Origin of the sequence: Inquilinus sp. YAF38, assembly GCF_052113205.1 — a bacterium.
Lineage (GTDB): Bacteria > Pseudomonadota > Alphaproteobacteria > DSM-16000 > Inquilinaceae > Inquilinus.
This window is the reverse complement of record NZ_JBFRCU010000089.1, coordinates 15,103-29,856: the sequence shown is the minus strand read 5'-3', so window position 1 is coordinate 29,856 and position 14,754 is coordinate 15,103. Positions and strand designations below refer to the sequence as shown.

The 14,754-nt window shown below is 67.4% G+C and carries 26 protein-coding genes and 1 pseudogene; 25 read left to right on the top strand and 2 right to left on the bottom strand.

Annotation, left to right across the window (positions count from 1 at the left end; all coding sequences use genetic code 11):
- From tuf to AB4Z01_RS29105, 24 genes and pseudogenes are all read left to right on the top strand, one after another.
- Positions 1–251: pseudogene (gene tuf, locus AB4Z01_RS29220) on the top strand (elongation factor Tu); the annotation flags it as partial.
- 339 nt (positions 252–590) lie between these two features.
- Positions 591–899, top strand: a complete 309-nt coding sequence (gene rpsJ, locus AB4Z01_RS29215; protein WP_026873858.1) for a 30S ribosomal protein S10 — start codon at positions 591–593, stop codon at positions 897–899.
- Positions 900–909: 10 nt separating this feature from the next.
- Complete coding sequence (gene rplC, locus AB4Z01_RS29210) at positions 910–1,644, top strand: 50S ribosomal protein L3 (protein WP_441699615.1); 735 nt, start codon at positions 910–912, stop codon at positions 1,642–1,644.
- Positions 1,645–1,647: 3 nt separating this feature from the next.
- Positions 1,648–2,268: a 50S ribosomal protein L4 gene (gene rplD, locus AB4Z01_RS29205; protein ID WP_441699614.1), complete on the top strand. Its 621-nt coding sequence runs from the start codon at positions 1,648–1,650 to the stop codon at positions 2,266–2,268.
- Complete coding sequence (locus AB4Z01_RS29200) at positions 2,265–2,591, top strand: 50S ribosomal protein L23 (RefSeq protein WP_441699613.1); 327 nt, start codon at positions 2,265–2,267, stop codon at positions 2,589–2,591. Before rplD ends, AB4Z01_RS29200 begins: the two co-directional genes overlap by 4 nt.
- 4 nt (positions 2,592–2,595) lie before the next feature.
- The gene (rplB, locus tag AB4Z01_RS29195) at positions 2,596–3,420 is read left to right on the top strand and encodes a 50S ribosomal protein L2 (RefSeq protein ID WP_380305237.1); all 825 of its coding nucleotides are present in this window, start codon (positions 2,596–2,598) and stop codon (positions 3,418–3,420) included.
- A 12-nt stretch (positions 3,421–3,432) separates the two neighbouring features.
- The gene (gene rpsS, locus AB4Z01_RS29190) at positions 3,433–3,711 is read left to right on the top strand and encodes a 30S ribosomal protein S19 (protein ID WP_342239776.1); all 279 of its coding nucleotides are present in this window, start codon (positions 3,433–3,435) and stop codon (positions 3,709–3,711) included.
- Positions 3,712–3,714: 3 nt separating this feature from the next.
- On the top strand, positions 3,715–4,095 hold the full coding sequence (gene rplV / locus AB4Z01_RS29185) for a 50S ribosomal protein L22 (protein WP_138892694.1): 381 nt from the start codon (positions 3,715–3,717) through the stop codon (positions 4,093–4,095).
- The gene (gene rpsC / locus AB4Z01_RS29180) at positions 4,095–4,841 is read left to right on the top strand and encodes a 30S ribosomal protein S3 (RefSeq protein ID WP_395682332.1); all 747 of its coding nucleotides are present in this window, start codon (positions 4,095–4,097) and stop codon (positions 4,839–4,841) included. Before rplV ends, rpsC begins: the two co-directional genes overlap by 1 nt.
- A gap of 5 nt (positions 4,842–4,846) precedes the next feature.
- Positions 4,847–5,266 (top strand): 50S ribosomal protein L16, encoded by a 420-nt coding sequence (gene rplP / locus AB4Z01_RS29175; RefSeq protein ID WP_441699610.1) that lies wholly within the window; start codon positions 4,847–4,849, stop codon positions 5,264–5,266.
- Positions 5,267–5,268: 2 nt separating this feature from the next.
- Positions 5,269–5,475, top strand: coding sequence for a 50S ribosomal protein L29 (rpmC, locus tag AB4Z01_RS29170; RefSeq protein WP_138892691.1), 207 nt, complete (start codon positions 5,269–5,271; stop codon positions 5,473–5,475).
- A 14-nt stretch (positions 5,476–5,489) separates the two neighbouring features.
- A complete protein-coding gene (gene rpsQ / locus AB4Z01_RS29165) occupies positions 5,490–5,771 on the top strand; it encodes a 30S ribosomal protein S17 (RefSeq protein WP_395682330.1) in 282 nt (93 codons plus the stop codon).
- Positions 5,772–5,774: 3 nt separating this feature from the next.
- A complete protein-coding gene (gene rplN, locus AB4Z01_RS29160) occupies positions 5,775–6,143 on the top strand; it encodes a 50S ribosomal protein L14 (protein WP_026873847.1) in 369 nt (122 codons plus the stop codon).
- The gene (rplX, locus tag AB4Z01_RS29155) at positions 6,140–6,460 is read left to right on the top strand and encodes a 50S ribosomal protein L24 (protein ID WP_429227179.1); all 321 of its coding nucleotides are present in this window, start codon (positions 6,140–6,142) and stop codon (positions 6,458–6,460) included. Before rplN ends, rplX begins: the two co-directional genes overlap by 4 nt.
- A gap of 8 nt (positions 6,461–6,468) precedes the next feature.
- Positions 6,469–7,008 carry a 50S ribosomal protein L5 gene (gene rplE, locus AB4Z01_RS29150; protein WP_441699607.1) on the top strand — a complete coding sequence of 180 codons (540 nt, stop codon included), beginning with the start codon at positions 6,469–6,471 and terminating at the stop codon, positions 7,006–7,008.
- A 17-nt stretch (positions 7,009–7,025) separates the two neighbouring features.
- Complete coding sequence (gene rpsN / locus AB4Z01_RS29145; protein WP_088152685.1) at positions 7,026–7,331, top strand: 30S ribosomal protein S14; 306 nt, start codon at positions 7,026–7,028, stop codon at positions 7,329–7,331.
- A gap of 12 nt (positions 7,332–7,343) precedes the next feature.
- Positions 7,344–7,742 carry a 30S ribosomal protein S8 gene (gene rpsH / locus AB4Z01_RS29140; protein ID WP_342241625.1) on the top strand — a complete coding sequence of 133 codons (399 nt, stop codon included), beginning with the start codon at positions 7,344–7,346 and terminating at the stop codon, positions 7,740–7,742.
- An 11-nt stretch (positions 7,743–7,753) separates the two neighbouring features.
- Complete coding sequence (gene rplF / locus AB4Z01_RS29135) at positions 7,754–8,287, top strand: 50S ribosomal protein L6 (RefSeq protein ID WP_429227181.1); 534 nt, start codon at positions 7,754–7,756, stop codon at positions 8,285–8,287.
- 11 nt (positions 8,288–8,298) lie between these two features.
- On the top strand, positions 8,299–8,664 hold the full coding sequence (rplR, locus tag AB4Z01_RS29130) for a 50S ribosomal protein L18 (RefSeq protein ID WP_429227182.1): 366 nt from the start codon (positions 8,299–8,301) through the stop codon (positions 8,662–8,664).
- 11 nt (positions 8,665–8,675) lie between these two features.
- Positions 8,676–9,284, top strand: coding sequence for a 30S ribosomal protein S5 (gene rpsE, locus AB4Z01_RS29125; protein ID WP_380305219.1), 609 nt, complete (start codon positions 8,676–8,678; stop codon positions 9,282–9,284).
- Positions 9,277–9,468, top strand: a complete 192-nt coding sequence (rpmD, locus tag AB4Z01_RS29120) for a 50S ribosomal protein L30 (RefSeq protein ID WP_429227183.1) — start codon at positions 9,277–9,279, stop codon at positions 9,466–9,468. Before rpsE ends, rpmD begins: the two co-directional genes overlap by 8 nt.
- 26 nt (positions 9,469–9,494) lie before the next feature.
- A complete protein-coding gene (gene rplO, locus AB4Z01_RS29115) occupies positions 9,495–10,010 on the top strand; it encodes a 50S ribosomal protein L15 (RefSeq protein ID WP_441699603.1) in 516 nt (171 codons plus the stop codon).
- Between the two features lie 81 nt (positions 10,011–10,091).
- Complete coding sequence (gene secY / locus AB4Z01_RS29110; RefSeq protein ID WP_441699602.1) at positions 10,092–11,444, top strand: preprotein translocase subunit SecY; 1,353 nt, start codon at positions 10,092–10,094, stop codon at positions 11,442–11,444.
- Entirely contained in the window at positions 11,441–12,034 is a 594-nt protein-coding gene (locus AB4Z01_RS29105; protein WP_441699600.1) for an adenylate kinase, read from the top strand. Before secY ends, AB4Z01_RS29105 begins: the two co-directional genes overlap by 4 nt.
- 45 nt (positions 12,035–12,079) lie before the next feature.
- Here the strand turns inward: AB4Z01_RS29105 and AB4Z01_RS29100 are convergent, their stop codons facing one another.
- The gene (locus AB4Z01_RS29100) at positions 12,080–12,973 is read right to left on the bottom strand and encodes a LysR substrate-binding domain-containing protein (RefSeq protein WP_441699599.1); all 894 of its coding nucleotides are present in this window, start codon (positions 12,971–12,973) and stop codon (positions 12,080–12,082) included.
- 104 nt (positions 12,974–13,077) lie between these two features.
- Between AB4Z01_RS29100 and AB4Z01_RS29095 the strand changes: the two genes are divergently transcribed.
- Positions 13,078–13,485, top strand: a complete 408-nt coding sequence (locus AB4Z01_RS29095; protein ID WP_441699597.1) for a RidA family protein — start codon at positions 13,078–13,080, stop codon at positions 13,483–13,485.
- Positions 13,486–13,684: 199 nt separating this feature from the next.
- Here AB4Z01_RS29095 and AB4Z01_RS29090 read toward each other — a convergent pair whose 3' ends face one another.
- Complete coding sequence (locus AB4Z01_RS29090) at positions 13,685–14,701, bottom strand: zinc-dependent alcohol dehydrogenase family protein (protein WP_441699595.1); 1,017 nt, start codon at positions 14,699–14,701, stop codon at positions 13,685–13,687.
- Positions 14,702–14,754: the final 53 nt, after the last annotated feature.

The following is a 14,754-nucleotide window of genomic DNA, read 5'->3' as shown; positions in this document are numbered from 1 at the left end:
TGACGAAGGAAGAGGGCGGCCGTCACACGCCGTTCTTCACCAACTACCGTCCGCAGTTCTACTTCCGGACGACGGATGTGACCGGTGTGGTGGAGCTGCCGGAAGGCACCGAGATGGTGATGCCGGGCGACAACATCTCGATGAAGGTGACGCTGATCGCGCCGATCGCGATGGATGAAGGCCTGCGCTTCGCCATCCGCGAAGGCGGCCGCACCGTCGGCGCCGGCGTCGTCGCCTCCATCATCAAGTGATGATGGCTTGAAGGATCATGGGTCGGGGGCCTCGGCTCCCGGCTCGTGAAGGACCAAGGACCGTACCTCCGTTACCCGCCGCAAGGCGGCGCGGAAAGGGCGGCCCGGGATGAGAGAGGCGACGGGCGACGAGCCCTGAGCTTCGCGCATGGCGGGCCCGATCACGAAAGCGTCACAACCGGCATTCCGGGCGTGACATTCGGGGCGGGCTCGGTTATGAAACGCGCCTCACCCGAGCCCCCTCGCGGCTTGGGTGAGTTTTTTTTTGGACTGTTCGCGACGTGGGGGCCGGATGAGCCGGTTTTCCACCTCTCGGCAAGAACACTCGGATACAGAACGATGGACAGTCAGAACATCCGTATCCGCCTCAAGGCGTTCGATCATCGCGTGCTCGACCAGTCGACCAGCGAGATCGTCAACACCGCGAAGCGGACCGGGGCTCGGGTGCGCGGGCCGATCCCGCTGCCGACGAACATCGAGCGCTACACCGTCAACCGCTCGCCGCATGTCGACAAGAAGTCGCGCGAGCAGTTTGAGATCCGCACCCACAAGCGTCTGCTCGACATCGTCGACCCGACGCCGCAGACCGTCGATGCTTTGATGAAGCTCGACCTTGCGGCCGGTGTCGATGTCGAGATCAAGCTCTGAGGCGGTGACAATGCGCTCCGGATTGATCGCCCAGAAGCTGGGCATGACACGAATTTTCGACGCCGACGGCCAGCACGTCCCGGTCACGGTCCTCAAGCTCGACGGCGTCCAGGTCGTCGCGGTGAAGACCGAGGAAACCGACGGCTACACCGCGGTGCAGCTCGGCGCCGGCAAGGCCAAGGTCAAGAACGTCTCCAAGGGCGTTCGCGGCCACTACGCCAAGGCCGAAGTCGAGCCGAAGAAGAAGCTGGTCGAGTTCCGCGTCAGCACCGATGCGCTGCTGACCGTCGGTGACGAGCTGACCGCCGACCATTTCGTGGCCGGCCAGGTCGTTGACGTCACCGGCACTTCGATCGGCAAGGGCTTCGCCGGCGTCATGAAGCGCTGGAACTTCGGTGGTCTGCGCGCCTCGCACGGCGTGTCCGTCTCGCACCGGTCGCATGGTTCGACCGGCCAGCGGCAGGACCCCGGCAAGGTCTTCAAGAACAAGAAGATGGCCGGCCATCTCGGTGCCGAGCGGGTGACGGTGCAGAACCTCACCGTCGTCACCACCGATGTCGAGCGCGGCCTGATCATGGTCAAGGGTGCGGTCCCGGGCGCCGAAGGCGGCTGGGTGCTGATCCGCGACGCGGTCAAGCGGCCGGCGCCGAAGGACGTCCCGTTCCCGGGTGCGGTCCGCAAGGCTGCCGCCGAGACGGCTGCCGTCGACGCTCCCGCGGCCGACACCGCCGGCCAGGAGGGCTAAGCGATGAAGATCGCCGTCAAGACGTTCGACAACACCAGCGCCGGTGAGATCGATCTCGACGATACCGTTTTCGGTCTCGAGGTCCGCACCGATCTGCTCTTCCGCATGGTGAACTGGCAGCTGGCCAAGCGCCGCTCCGGCAACCACAAGACCAAGGGCATCAGCGAGATCAGCGGCACGACCAAGAAGCCCTACAAGCAGAAGGGCACGGGTCACGCCCGCCAGGGTTCGACGCGGTCGCCGCAGTTCCGCGGCGGCGCCCGGATCTTCGGGCCGGTCGTTCGCAGCCATGCGCACGATCTGCCGAAGAAGGTCCGCAAGCTGGCCCTGCGCCACGCGCTGTCCTCCAAGGCGGCCGATGGCAAGCTGGTCGTGGTCGATGCGGTCGTGGCCGACAGCCACAAGACCAAGGGCCTCGCCGCCAAGCTGACCGCGCTGGGTCTCGACTCCGCGCTGATCCTGGCCGGCGAGCAGGTCGACACGAACTTCGCCCTCGCCGCGCGGAATCTGCCGTCCATCGACGTTCTGCCCAGCCAGGGCGCCAACGTCTACGACATCCTGCGTCGTGACACCCTCGTGTTGTCGCGCCAGGCGGTCGAGCAGCTCGAGGCCCGCCTGAAATGATCCGCTCTCGCAAGAAGAAGGCTGAGGCCAGCGTCACCCCGCGGATGTACGACATCATCCGCGCGCCGGTGATCACCGAGAAGGCGACGCTCGCCGCCGGCCACAATCAGGTCGTGTTCAAGGTGCCGCTCGACGCCACCAAGCCCGAGATCCGCGGTGCGGTCGAAGGCGTGTTCGGCGTCAAGGTGACCGCGGTGAACACCCTGATCGTCAAGGGCAAGACCAAGCGCTTTCGGGGTATCCCGGGCAAGCGTTCGGATGTGAAGAAGGCCGTCGTGACGCTCGCCGAAGGGCAGCAGATCGACGTGACCACGGGGGTTTGATCCGATGGCCTTGAAGACATTCAATCCCATCACCCCGGGCCTCCGCCAGCTGGTCCAGGTGGACCGCTCGGGCCTGTGGAAGGGCAAGCCGGTCAAGACCTTGACCGAGGGCCTGACCAAGAAGGGTGGCCGCAACAACACCGGCCGGATCACCGCCTTCCATCAGGGCGGCGGGCACAAGCGCACCTATCGCATCATCGACTTCAAGCGCCGCAAGCTTGGTGTCGTCGGCACGATCGAGCGCCTGGAATACGATCCGAACCGGACCGCGTTCATCGCCCTCGTCACTTATGAGGACGGCGAGCAGGCCTACATCCTGGCGCCGCAGCGCCTGGCTGCGGGCGACAAGGTCGTCGCCGGCGAGAAGGTCGACATCAAGCCGGGCAACGCCATGCCGCTGCGCAGCATGCCGGTCGGCACGATCGTCCACAATGTCGAGCTGAAGGCCGGCAAGGGCGGCCAGCTGGCGCGCTCCGCCGGCACCTACGCCCAGCTCGTCGGCCGCGACATGGGCTACGCCCAGCTGAAGCTGGCGTCGGGTGAGCTGCGCATCGTGCGCGGCGAGTGCTTCGCCACGGTCGGCGCGGTCTCGAACCCGGACCAGTCGAACATCTCGATCGGCAAGGCCGGCCGTAACCGCTGGCTCGGCAAGAAGCCGGTCACCCGCGGCGTCGCCATGAACCCGGTCGACCACCCGCATGGTGGTGGTGAGGGTCGCACCTCGGGCGGCCGTCATCCGGTCACCCCGTGGGGCAAGCCGACCAAGGGCCGCAAGACCCGCAGCAACAAGGCGACGGATAAGCTCATTATCCGCCGTCGCAAGAAGTAAGGGAGAGCGACGGTGGCACGCTCCGTTTGGAAGGGCCCGTTCGTCGACGGCTATCTGCTCAAGAAGGCAGACAAGTCGCGCTCGTCGGGCCGGAACGAGATCATCAAGATCTGGTCGCGTCGCTCGACCATCCTGCCGCAGTTCGTCGGCCTGACCTTCGGTGTCTACAACGGGCAGAAGTTCCTGCCGGTCGTGGTCAACGAGAACATGGTCGGTCACAAGTTCGGCGAGTTCTCGCCGACGCGGACGTACTACGGCCACGCGTCGGACAAGAAGTCGAAGAGGAAGTAAGCGATGGGACAGGAGAAGAACCCCCCTCGCCTTGCGGACAATGAGGCGCGCGCGTTTGCGAAGACGCTGCGCACCAGCCCCCGCAAGCTGAACCTCGTCGCTCAGTCGATCCGAGGCAAGGATGCGGCCAAGGCGCTTGCCGAGCTCACCTTCTCGCGCCGGCGCATCGCCGACGACGTGAAGAAGGTGCTGCAGTCGGCGATCGCCAATGCCGAGAACAATCACCAGCTGGACGTCGATCGGCTCTATGTGGCCGAGGCCTATGTCGGGCGGCAGATCGTCATGAAGCGGTTCCATGCCCGCGCCCGCGGCCGTGCGTCCCGCATCGAGAAGCTCTGGTCGAACCTCACGGTCATCGTCCGCGAGCGGCGGGAGACGGCGTAATGGGTCAGAAAGTCAATCCGATCGGCCTGCGGGTCGGCATCAACCGGACCTGGGATTCGCGCTGGTTCGCGACCAAGGACTATGCCGGCCTGCTGCACGCCGATCTCAAGATCCGCGAGTTCCTCGAGAAGCGTCTGGCCCAGGCGGGCATCAGCCGCATCGTCATCGAGCGGCCGGCGAAGAAGGCGCGCGTCACGGTCTACACCGCCCGTCCGGGCGTGGTGATCGGCAAGAAGGGCGCCGACATCGAGAAGCTCCGCCAGGAGCTGGCGAAGATGGCCGGCAGCGAGGTCAGCCTGAACATCGTCGAAATCCGCAAGCCGGAGATCGACGCCAAGCTGGTCGCCGAGAACATCGCCAGCCAGTTGGAGCGCCGTGTCGCCTTCCGCCGTGCCATGAAGCGCGCGGTGCAGAATGCGATGCGCCTGGGCGCCCAGGGCATCCGGATCAACTGCGGCGGCCGCCTCGGCGGCGCCGAGATCGCCCGCACCGAGTGGTACCGCGAGGGCCGCGTGCCCCTGCACACGCTGCGCGCCGATGTCGACTACGGCACGGCGACGGCGAAGACCACCTACGGCACCTGCGGCGTCAAGGTCTGGGTGTTCAAGGGCGAGATCCTCGCTCATGACCCGATGGCCCAGGACAAGCGGGCGGCCGAAGCGGCTGCCGGCCCGTCCTCGGCCCGGCCGGAGCGTGGCGATCGTCGTGACGACCGTCGTGGCCGCGATCGCGGTCGGGAGGGCTGAGGATCATGCTGAGTCCCAAGCGCACCAAGTACCGCAAGCAGCATAAGGGCCGTATCCACGGCGTTGCGAAGGGCGGCACCACGCTGAACTTCGGCGCCTACGGCCTGAAGGCGCAGGAGCCGGCCCGGCTGACGGCGCGGCAGATCGAGGCGGCCCGCCGCGCGATCACCCGCCACATCAAGCGTCAGGGCCGCGTCTGGATCCGGATTTTCCCGGACGTGCCCGTCTCGTCGAAGCCTGCCGAAGTCCGCATGGGTTCGGGCAAGGGCGCGCCGGAGTTCTGGGCCGCCAGGGTCAAGCCCGGCCGCGTCATGTTCGAGCTCGACGGCGTGCCCGGCGACCTGGCGAAGGAAGCCTTCGCCCTGGCCGCCGCCAAGCTGCCGATCGCCTGCAAGTTCATTGCCCGCCTTGGAGAGGAGGTCTGACCATGGATATCGAAGACGTCCGCGCCAAGACGCCGGACCAGCTGAAGGACGATCTGCTCGCGCTGAAGAAGGAGCAGTTCAACCTGCGCTTCCAGGCCGCGTCGGGCCAGCTCGAGAACACGGCGCGGGTCCGCGTCGTGCGCCGCGACATCGCGCGCATCAAGACCGTCATGGGCCAGCGCGGCAAGGATGCCGCGCCGGCCAAGTAAGAGGATTGTGAGCCATGCCGCGGCGCGTGCTCATCGGGACGGTTGTGTCCGACAAGACTGAGAAGACCGTCACGGTCCTCGTCGAACGCAACCTGATGCACCCGGTCTACAAGAAGTTCATCAAGCGGACCAAGCGGTACCTCGCCCATGACGAGGCCAACGCTTGCAAGGTCGGCGATCGCGTCTCGATCATCGAGACCCGCCCGATCAGCAAGCGGAAGTCCTGGCTCGTCCTGTCCGAGGCCGAGGCGAGCGCCATCGGCGCCTCCGCCGACCCCGCTGTTTCGGGAGCGTAAACCATGATTCAGATGCAGACGAATCTGGACGTCGCCGACAATTCAGGCGCTCGTCGGGTGATGTGCATCAAGGTGCTGGGCGGTTCCCACCGCCGGACCGCCACCGTCGGCGACGTCATCGTCGTGTCGATCAAGGAGGCGATTCCGCGGGGCCGCGTGAAGAAGGGTGACGTGCATCGCGCCGTCATCGTTCGGACCGCCAAGGAGCTGCGCCGCCCGGATGGCTCGACGATCAAGTTCGACCGCAACGCGGCCGTGCTGATCAACAAGCAGGGCGAGCCGGTCGGCACCCGCATCTTCGGGCCGGTGACGCGCGAGCTGCGGGCCAAGAAGTTCATGAAGATCATCTCGCTCGCCCCCGAGGTGCTGTGATGGCTGCGAAGATCAAGAAAGGCGACCAGGTCGTCGTCCTCGCCGGCCGTGACAAGGGCAAGAAGGGCGAGGTCATCGAGGTCCGCCCGGCCGACGACCGCGTCGTCGTCCGCGGCGTGAACATCGTGAAGCGCCACACCCGCCAGTCTGCGAAGACGCAGGGCGGGATCGTGGAGCAGGAGGCTGCGCTGCACGTCTCGAACGTGGCGCATGCCGACCCGAAGAGCGGCAAGCCGACCCGTGTCGGCTTCAAGACGCTCGACGACGGCCGCAAGGTCCGGGTCGCCAAGGCCTCCGGCGAAGTGATTGATCGGTGAGGATGGCCATGGCTCGTCTCAAAATCCAATACGACAAGGTCATCCGGCCGAAGCTGAAGCAGGATTTCGCTTATGCGAACGACCTGCAGGTGCCGCGGATCGAGAAGATCATCATCAACATGGGCGTCGGCGATGCCGTCGCCGACAGCAAGAAGATCCAGGCGGCCGCGTCCGAGCTGACCCTGATCTCCGGCCAGAAGCCGGTGATCACGAAGGCCCGGAAGTCGATCGCGGTCTACAAGCTGCGCGAAGGCATGTCGATCGGCACCAAGGTCACCCTGCGCCGCGAGCGGATGTACGAGTTCCTCGACCGCCTGGTGAACATCGCCCTGCCGCGGGTCCGCGACTTCCGCGGCCTGTCGCCCAAATCCTTCGACGGCCGGGGCAACTATGCCCTCGGCATCAAGGAGCAGATCGTGTTCCCCGAGATCGATTACGACAAGATCGAGACGGTTCGGGGAATGGACATCGTTATCGTGACGACCGCGAAGACCGACGAGGAGGCGCGTGCGCTTCTCAAGGCCTTCGACTTCCCGTTCGTCAGCTGAACGAGCAAGGATAGATCATGGCCAAGAAGAGCTCGGTCGAGAAGAACAAGCGTCGCGAGAAGCTGGCGAAGGCGTTCGCCGGCCGCCGCGAGCGTCTGAAGACGATCGCCAACGACCAAAGCCTGCCGATGGAGGACCGGTTCACCGCCCGCCTGAAGCTGGCGGAACTGCCGCGGAACTCCTCTCCGGTGCGCATCCACAACCGGTGCGAGCTGACCGGTCGCCCGAAGGCCTTCTACCGGCGCTTCAAGTTGAGCCGTATCGCGCTGCGCGAGCTGGCCTCGCGCGGGCAGATTCCCGGCATGACCAAGTCGAGCTGGTAAGGAGTACGGATTATGTCGCTAAGTGATCCGTTGGGCGATCTGCTCACCCGTATCCGCAACGGCCAGCGCGCCGGCAAGGCCGTGATCGAGACTCCGGCCTCGAAGCTGCGCACCAATGTGCTCGACGTGCTGAAGCGCGAGGGCTACATCCGCGGCTACGAGACCCATGAGGTCAGCACCGGCATCTCGGCCACCAAGGTCGAGCTGAAATATGCCGAGGGCCAGCCGGCGATCCGCCGCATCGACCGCGTGTCGAAGCCGGGCCGTCGCGTCTACTCCGGCATCAAGGATCTGCCGAAGGTGTACAACGGGCTGGGCATCTCCATCCTGTCGACGCCGCGCGGTGTGATGTCAGACGTCGAGGCCCGCGCCGCCAATGTCGGCGGCGAGATCCTCGCCCGCGTGTTCTGAGGAGAGCGGCGATGTCACGAATCGGCAAGCACGCGGTCAAGGTTCCGGCTGGGGTCGACGCTTCGGTGTCGGGCCAGGCCGTCTCGGTCAAGGGCAAGCTCGGTCAGCTCAAGCTCGCGGTCAACGACGAGATCAAGGTCTCGATGGAAGACGGCGCGATCAAGGTCGAGCCGAAGAGCCAGTCGCGCCTGGCGCAGACCATGTGGGCCACCAGCCGCACCCTGATCAACAACATGGTCGTGGGCGTCAGCACGGGCTTCACCACCAACCTCGAGATCAACGGCGTCGGTTATCGCGCCGCGGTCCAGGGCAAGGAGCTGGTGCTGACCCTCGGCTACAGCCACGAGGTGCGTTACCCGATCCCCGAGGGGATCACGATCAAGTGCGAGAAGCCGACTTCGATCGCGATCACCGGCTTCGACAAGCAGCGCGTTGGCCAGGTTGCCGCGGAGATCCGCGGGTACCGGAAGCCCGAGCCGTTCAAGGGCAAGGGCATCAAGTACGAGACCGAGACCCTCCTGCGCAAAGAAGGCAAGAAGAAGTAAGGACGGCCGGGATGACCACCAAGACCAACGAGTTGCGCGAGCGCCGCAAGGAACGTCTCCGCCACAAGCTGAGCCAGGCCCGCTACGGCCGGGTCCGCCTGTCCGTGTTCCGTTCTTCGAAGCAGATCTATGCCCAGGTCATCGACGACCAGGCCGGCAAGACCCTTGCCGCCGCCTCGTCGATCGAGAAGGACCTGCGCGGATCGCTGAAGACCGGCGCCACCATCGAGGCCGCGGCCGCGGTCGGCAAGCTCCTCGCGGAGCGCGCCAAGGCGGCCGGCGTCGAGAAGGTCGTGTTCGATCGTGGACACTACCTGTATCACGGCCGGGTCAAGGCCCTAGCCGATGCCGCCCGTGAGGGCGGCCTGGACTTCTGAGGAGCACGCGTATGGCACGCGAAAGCAGAGATTCGCGCGGTCCTCGGGATCGTGGCGACAAGCGCCCGAGCGAGCGGGATGCGGGCGAGGAGCTGATCGAGAAGCTCGTCCACATCAACCGCGTCGCGAAGGTGGTGAAGGGCGGCCGGCGCTTCGGCTTCGCTGCCCTGGTGGTCACCGGCGACGGCCGCGGCCGGGTCGGCTACGGCTCGGGCAAGGCCCGTGAGGTGCCGGAGGCGATCCGCAAGGCGACCGAGCAGGCGAAGCGCAGCATGATCCGCGTTCCGCTGCGTGAGGGCCGGACGCTGCATCACGACATCCTGGGTCACTTCGGCGCCGGCAAGGTCCAGCTCCGCAGCGCCACCCAGGGCACCGGCATCATCGCCGGCGGTCCGATGCGCGCGATCTTCGAAGCGCTGGGCGTCCAGGACGTCGTCGCCAAGTCGATCGGCACGTCGAACCCGCACAACATGATCAAGGCGACCTTCGAGGCGCTGCGGACGATCGAAGGCCCGCGGGCCGTCGCCGCCCGGCGCGGCAAGCGCGTCGCCGACATCATCGGCAGCCCGGCGGGCAAGCGCGAGGGTGGCGTCGAGGTGGTGGAGGCCGCGAATGGCTGACAAATCGACCGTGATCGTCACCCAGATCGGCAGCCCGATCGGCCGCCGGCAGGATCAGCGCCAGACGCTGGTCGGCCTTGGGCTGAACAAGCTGCATCGCACCCGCGAGCTGGAGGACACTCCGTCTGTCCGCGGGATGATCGAGAAGGTCAAGCACCTGGTGCGGGTCGAGCAGGCGGGCTGAGGCCCGTCTGTTCCTGAGGAGCAATCATGACGAAACTCAACGATCTCCGCGACAATGCGGGCGCGCGCAAGTCGCGCATCCGCGTCGGTCGCGGCATCGGCTCCGGCAAGGGCAAGACCGGCGGCCGTGGTGTGAAGGGACAGAAGAGCCGGACCGGCGTCGCCCTCAAGGGCTTCGAAGGCGGCCAGATGCCGATCTACATGCGGCTGCCGAAGCGGGGCTTCAACAACAAGAAGTTCCGGTCGAACTACGCCGTGGTCAATCTCGGCCGCCTGCAGAAGGCGATCGAGGCCGGCCGGGTCGACGCGGCCAAGCCGGTCGATGCCGAGGCGCTGGTCGCCGGCGGCCTGATCGCCAAGACGCTGGACGGCGTCCGTCTGCTGGCCAAGGGCGAGATCTCCGCCAAGGTCACCCTGCACGTCCACAGCGCCTCGGCGGCTGCGGTCGCGGCGGTGGAGAAGGCGGGCGGCTCGGTGGTCCAGACCAGCCCGGCTCCGGCCGAGGCTGTCGAGAATGACGCAGGGGCGTCGTCCCAGGCTTAACGCCGCCGTCCAACACGGGTAAAACGGAGGGCGGGGACCGCGTTTGTTCGCAGTCCCCGCCCTTTTCATTCGAGGCCTTGCATGGCATCTGCTGCAGAACAGCTCGCTGCGAACCTGAACTTCGGCGCCTTCGCCAAGGCCACGGAGCTTCGCAAGCGTATCTGGTTCACCCTTGGCGCGCTGATCATCTACCGGATCGGCACCTATGTGCCGATTCCCGGGATCGATCCCCGCGTGCTGTCGGAGATCTTCCAGCAGCAGGGCGGCGGACTCCTCGGCATCCTCAACATGTTTGCCGGCGGCGCGCTGGGTCGGATGACGATCTTTGCGCTGAACATCATGCCGTACATTTCGGCCTCCATCATCATCCAGCTCCTGACGGCGGTGTCGCCGACGCTCGAGGCGCTGAAGAAGGAGGGCGAGGCCGGCCGCAAGAAGATCAACCAGTACACCCGCTACTTCACCGTGGTGCTGGCCACGGCCCAGGCCTATGCGCTGGCGGTCGGGCTCGAGAGCGTGCACGGCTCGGTCGGCGCGGCGGTGGTGGATCCCGGCTGGTACTTCCGCTTCACCACGGTGCTCACCATCGTCGGCGGCACCATGTTCCTGATGTGGCTGGGCGAGCAGATCACCTCGCGCGGCGTCGGCAACGGCATCTCGCTGATCATCTTCACCGGCATCGTCGCCTCGTTGCCGCATGCCCTGGTGCAGATTCTGGAGCTGGGCCGGACCGGCGCGATCTCGCCCTTCGTGATCCTGGTGCTGCTGGTGATCTGCGTGGCGGTGATCTTCTTCATCGTCTACATGGAGCGGGCGCAGCGGCGACTGCTGGTGCAGTACCCGAAGCGACAGGTCGGCAACCGCATGTTCGGCGGCGAGAGCTCGCACCTGCCGCTCAAGCTCAACACCTCCGGCGTGATCCCGCCGATCTTCGCCTCGTCGCTGCTGCTGCTGCCGGCGACGCTGATCGGCTTCGCCGGCAACCAGGCCGGCGACACCGGCAGCTGGATCGCCTTCATCGCCGGGCAGCTGGCGCACGGCCAGCCGCTGTTCATGGCGCTCTATGCCGCGCTGATCATCTTCTTCTGCTTCTTCTACACCGCGATCGTCTTCAATCCGGAAGAGACGGCCGACAACCTGAAGAAGTATGGCGGCTTCATCCCCGGCATCCGCCCGGGCAAGTCGACCGCCGACTACATCGACTACGTGCTGACCCGGATCACGGTGATCGGCGCCGGCTATCTGACGGTGGTCTGCCTGCTGCCGGAGTTCCTGACGTCCAGCTACTCCGTGCCGTTCTACTTCGGCGGCACCAGCCTGCTGATCGTGGTCACGGTCACCATGGACACCGTGGCCCAGGTCCACTCCCATCTCCTGGCCCATCAGTATGAAGGGCTGATCAAGAAATCGAAGCTGCGGGGGAGCCGTCGATGAATTTGATCCTGTTGGGCCCACCCGGGGCAGGGAAGGGGACGCAGGCGAAACGGCTGGAGGAGCGCTACGGGCTGAAGCAGCTCTCGACCGGCGACATGCTGCGGGCGGCGATCGCCGCCGGCACGCCGCTCGGCCGCCAGGTGAAGGAGATCCTCGATCGGGGCGATCTGGTCACCGACGAGGTCATGCTGGACATGATCGCGGAGCGGATCGCCCAGCCCGACTGCGACCGCGGCTTCATCCTCGACGGCTTCCCACGCACCGTGCGTCAGGCCGAGGGGTTGGACGAGATGCTGGGCCGGCACGGCAAAGCGTTGGCGGTGGTGATCGAGATGAAGGTCGATGAGGCGGCTTTGTTCGCCCGCGTCGCCAATCGTGCCGCCCAATCGACCGAGAAGCGCGCTGACGACACCGAGGAGACGCTGCGCAAGCGCCTCGGCATCTATCGCGAGCAGACCGCGCCGATCATCCCCTATTACCGCGACAAGGGGCTGCTGAAGGCAGTGGACGGCATGGCCGACATGGACGCGGTGACCCGGCAGATCGAGGCCATCCTCGGCCTGCAATCGGCGGATGCCTCGGCCTCCTGACCGGACCGGCCGTGACGATCAGGGGCGGCCCTCGGGCCGCCTTTTTTATGGGCGCAGACCGGCAGCGGCGGCTGCGACGATCCAGTCGCGGAAGGCGCGGATCTTGGGCCGGTGGCGCTGGTCCGTGGCGTAGACCAGCCAGTAGCCCTTGGCGCGATCGACCTGGAGCGGGAAGGGCGCGACCAGCCGTCCGCTGGCCAGGTCCTCGGCGAAGAAGTCGGGCGTCACCAGGGCCGCTCCGAGCCCGCCGACGGCGGCCTGCGCCGAGGCCGCCTGGTTGTCGAAGCGCGGCGCCGGCTTTCGCAGGGCCGCCGGGGCCTCGACGCCGGCCGCCGCGAACCAGGCATCCCAGCTCATGCTCATGCCGATCAGCGGCAGCGACAGCACATCCGCCGGCTGGCGCAGCCTGGCCGCGAGTCGGGGCGCCACCACGCAGGCGAGGCGAACCTCCAGCAGTTTGTGGGCGATGAAGCGCGGCGCAAAGCCGCTCGGCCCGGCGCGGATCTCGATATCGGCACTGAGCTCGCCCTCGATGCTGTCGCCGAGCTCGGTGCTGGTGGCGAGCTCGACCGCAAGCCCCGGATGCGCGGCCTGGAAGGCGCCGAGCCGCGGTGCCAGCCAATGGGTGGTGAAGGTGGGCACCGACACGACCGACAGGCTGCGGCCCGCCGCATCCACCTCGCTGCCGACCGCGGCGCGCAGCCGGCCGAAGGCGTCGACCACTTCGGCCGCCAGCCGCTCCCCGGCCTCGGTCAGGGCCAGGCTGCGGCCGCGGCGGGCGAACAAGGGCGCTCCCAGCCGCTCCTCCAGCCGCTTGATGTGGTAGCTGACGGCCGCCTGGGTCAGCCCCAGCTCCGCCGCCGCGCGGGTGAAGCTGACATGCCGCGCCGCGGCTTCGAAGGCGTGCAGGGCGGGCAGGGGCAGGCTGTCGGTCGGCATGGCTCAGTATAAGCCGGGCTTATGATCGGCGGCGAGGCCCTGCGTGGTTCGGCCGGAGGGGATGGCGCATCGTCCGCCCATTCGTTCCAGCCAGGATGCACATAATGCCCGCCGACCCTCTGACCTTCCTCAACCCCGACACGATGCCGGCGCCGAACGGCTATTCCCAGGTCGTGCTGATTCCCGCCGGGGCCCGTTTGGTTCAGCTCGCCGGCCAGGTCGGCATCGGCCCCGACGGCTCGATCGCCGGGCCGGATTTCGCCACCCAGGCCGAACAGGCCTTCGAGAACGTCAGGGCCGGCCTGGCCGCCGCCGGCAGCGGCTTCGAGCACGTGGTCCGGCTCGGCATGTTCGTGACCGATTTCGCCGCCCAGGGCCCGGCCCTGCGCGAGGTGCGCGACCGCTACGTCAACCGCGCGGCGCCGCCGGCCAGCACCACGCTGCAGATCGACCGCTTCTTCCGCGAGGGGCTGCTGTTCGAGCTCGACGTGCTCGCCGTGGTGCCGGGATGAGCGCCGTGCCGGCCGTCTTTCCGGCCCGGCGGCCGACGGCGCTGCGCCGCCTCGTCGGAATGGTGTCGTCATTCGCGTCGCTGCTGCGGCGTCGTCGCCCTATGCTGCGGCCGGGCGAGCTCTCCGGGCATCTCCGTGCCGATCTGGGGCTCGAACGGTGGCGGGGCTGGCAAAGGCCGCCCCGAAGTCCCCTCTGAGGTCACCCGATCGCGATCACGATCTTGCCGACATGGCCGGCCGCCTCGAGGTGGCGGTAGGCATCCTTCGCCTGCTCGAACGGGAAGACCCGGTCGATCACCGGCTTGATGCCGGCCTGCGCGATGTGCCGGTTCATCGCCTCGAACATCTGGCGCGAGCCGACATAGAGGCCGCGCAGCGTCACCGACCGGCCGATCAGCGGTGTCGGCTCGAACGGGCTGCCGGCGGTCAACACGCCGATCAGCTGGACGAAGCCGCCGATCCGGGTGGCGGCGATCGACTTCGGCACCGTGCCGGCGCCGCCGACCTCGATGACATGGTCGACGCCGCGCCCGCCGGTCAGCCGCAGCACCTCCTTCTCCCAGTCCGGATGGCGGCGATAGTTGACCAGCTCGGCGGCGCCCAGGGCCTTCGCCTGCTCCAGCTTGGCGTCGCTGGAGGAGGTGGCGATCACCCGGGCTCCGGCGGCGTGGGCGAATTGCAGCGCCAGGATCGAGACGCCGCCGGTGCCCAGCACCAGCACGGTCTCGCCCGGCTGCAGCGGATGCTGGCCGCCATAGAGCGCGTTCCACGCGGTCACCCCGGCGCAGGGCAGGGCCGCGCCCTCCTCGAAGGACAGGTGGTCGGGCAGGTGCACCAGCCCGTCCTGGTCGAACACACGGTGTTCGGCCAGCACGCCATGGGCGGCGCCGCCAAGGGCGCTGGCCTGGTCGGTCGCATCGATCTCGCCGCCGATCCAGCTCTGCATGAAGATGCCGGCGACGCGGTCGCCGACCTTCACCCGGGTGACGTCGGGGCCGACCGCCACGACTTCGCCGGCGCCGTCCGACAGCGGCACCAGATCGGGCAGTGGGCTGCCGCGGCCGTAGCGGTTGGTGGCGACCATCAGGTCACGGTAGTTCAGCGACGCCGCGCGCAGCCGGACCAGCGCCTGGCCGCGGCCGGGAACGGGCGTCTCGGTCTCGGCGAGGGTGAGGTCGTCGATGCTGCCGATGCGGGGGAAGCGGTACTGGCGCATGGCTCGAAGCTCCGATGTATCGGGATCGCCGCCGATTCAGCGGCATGGGCGCC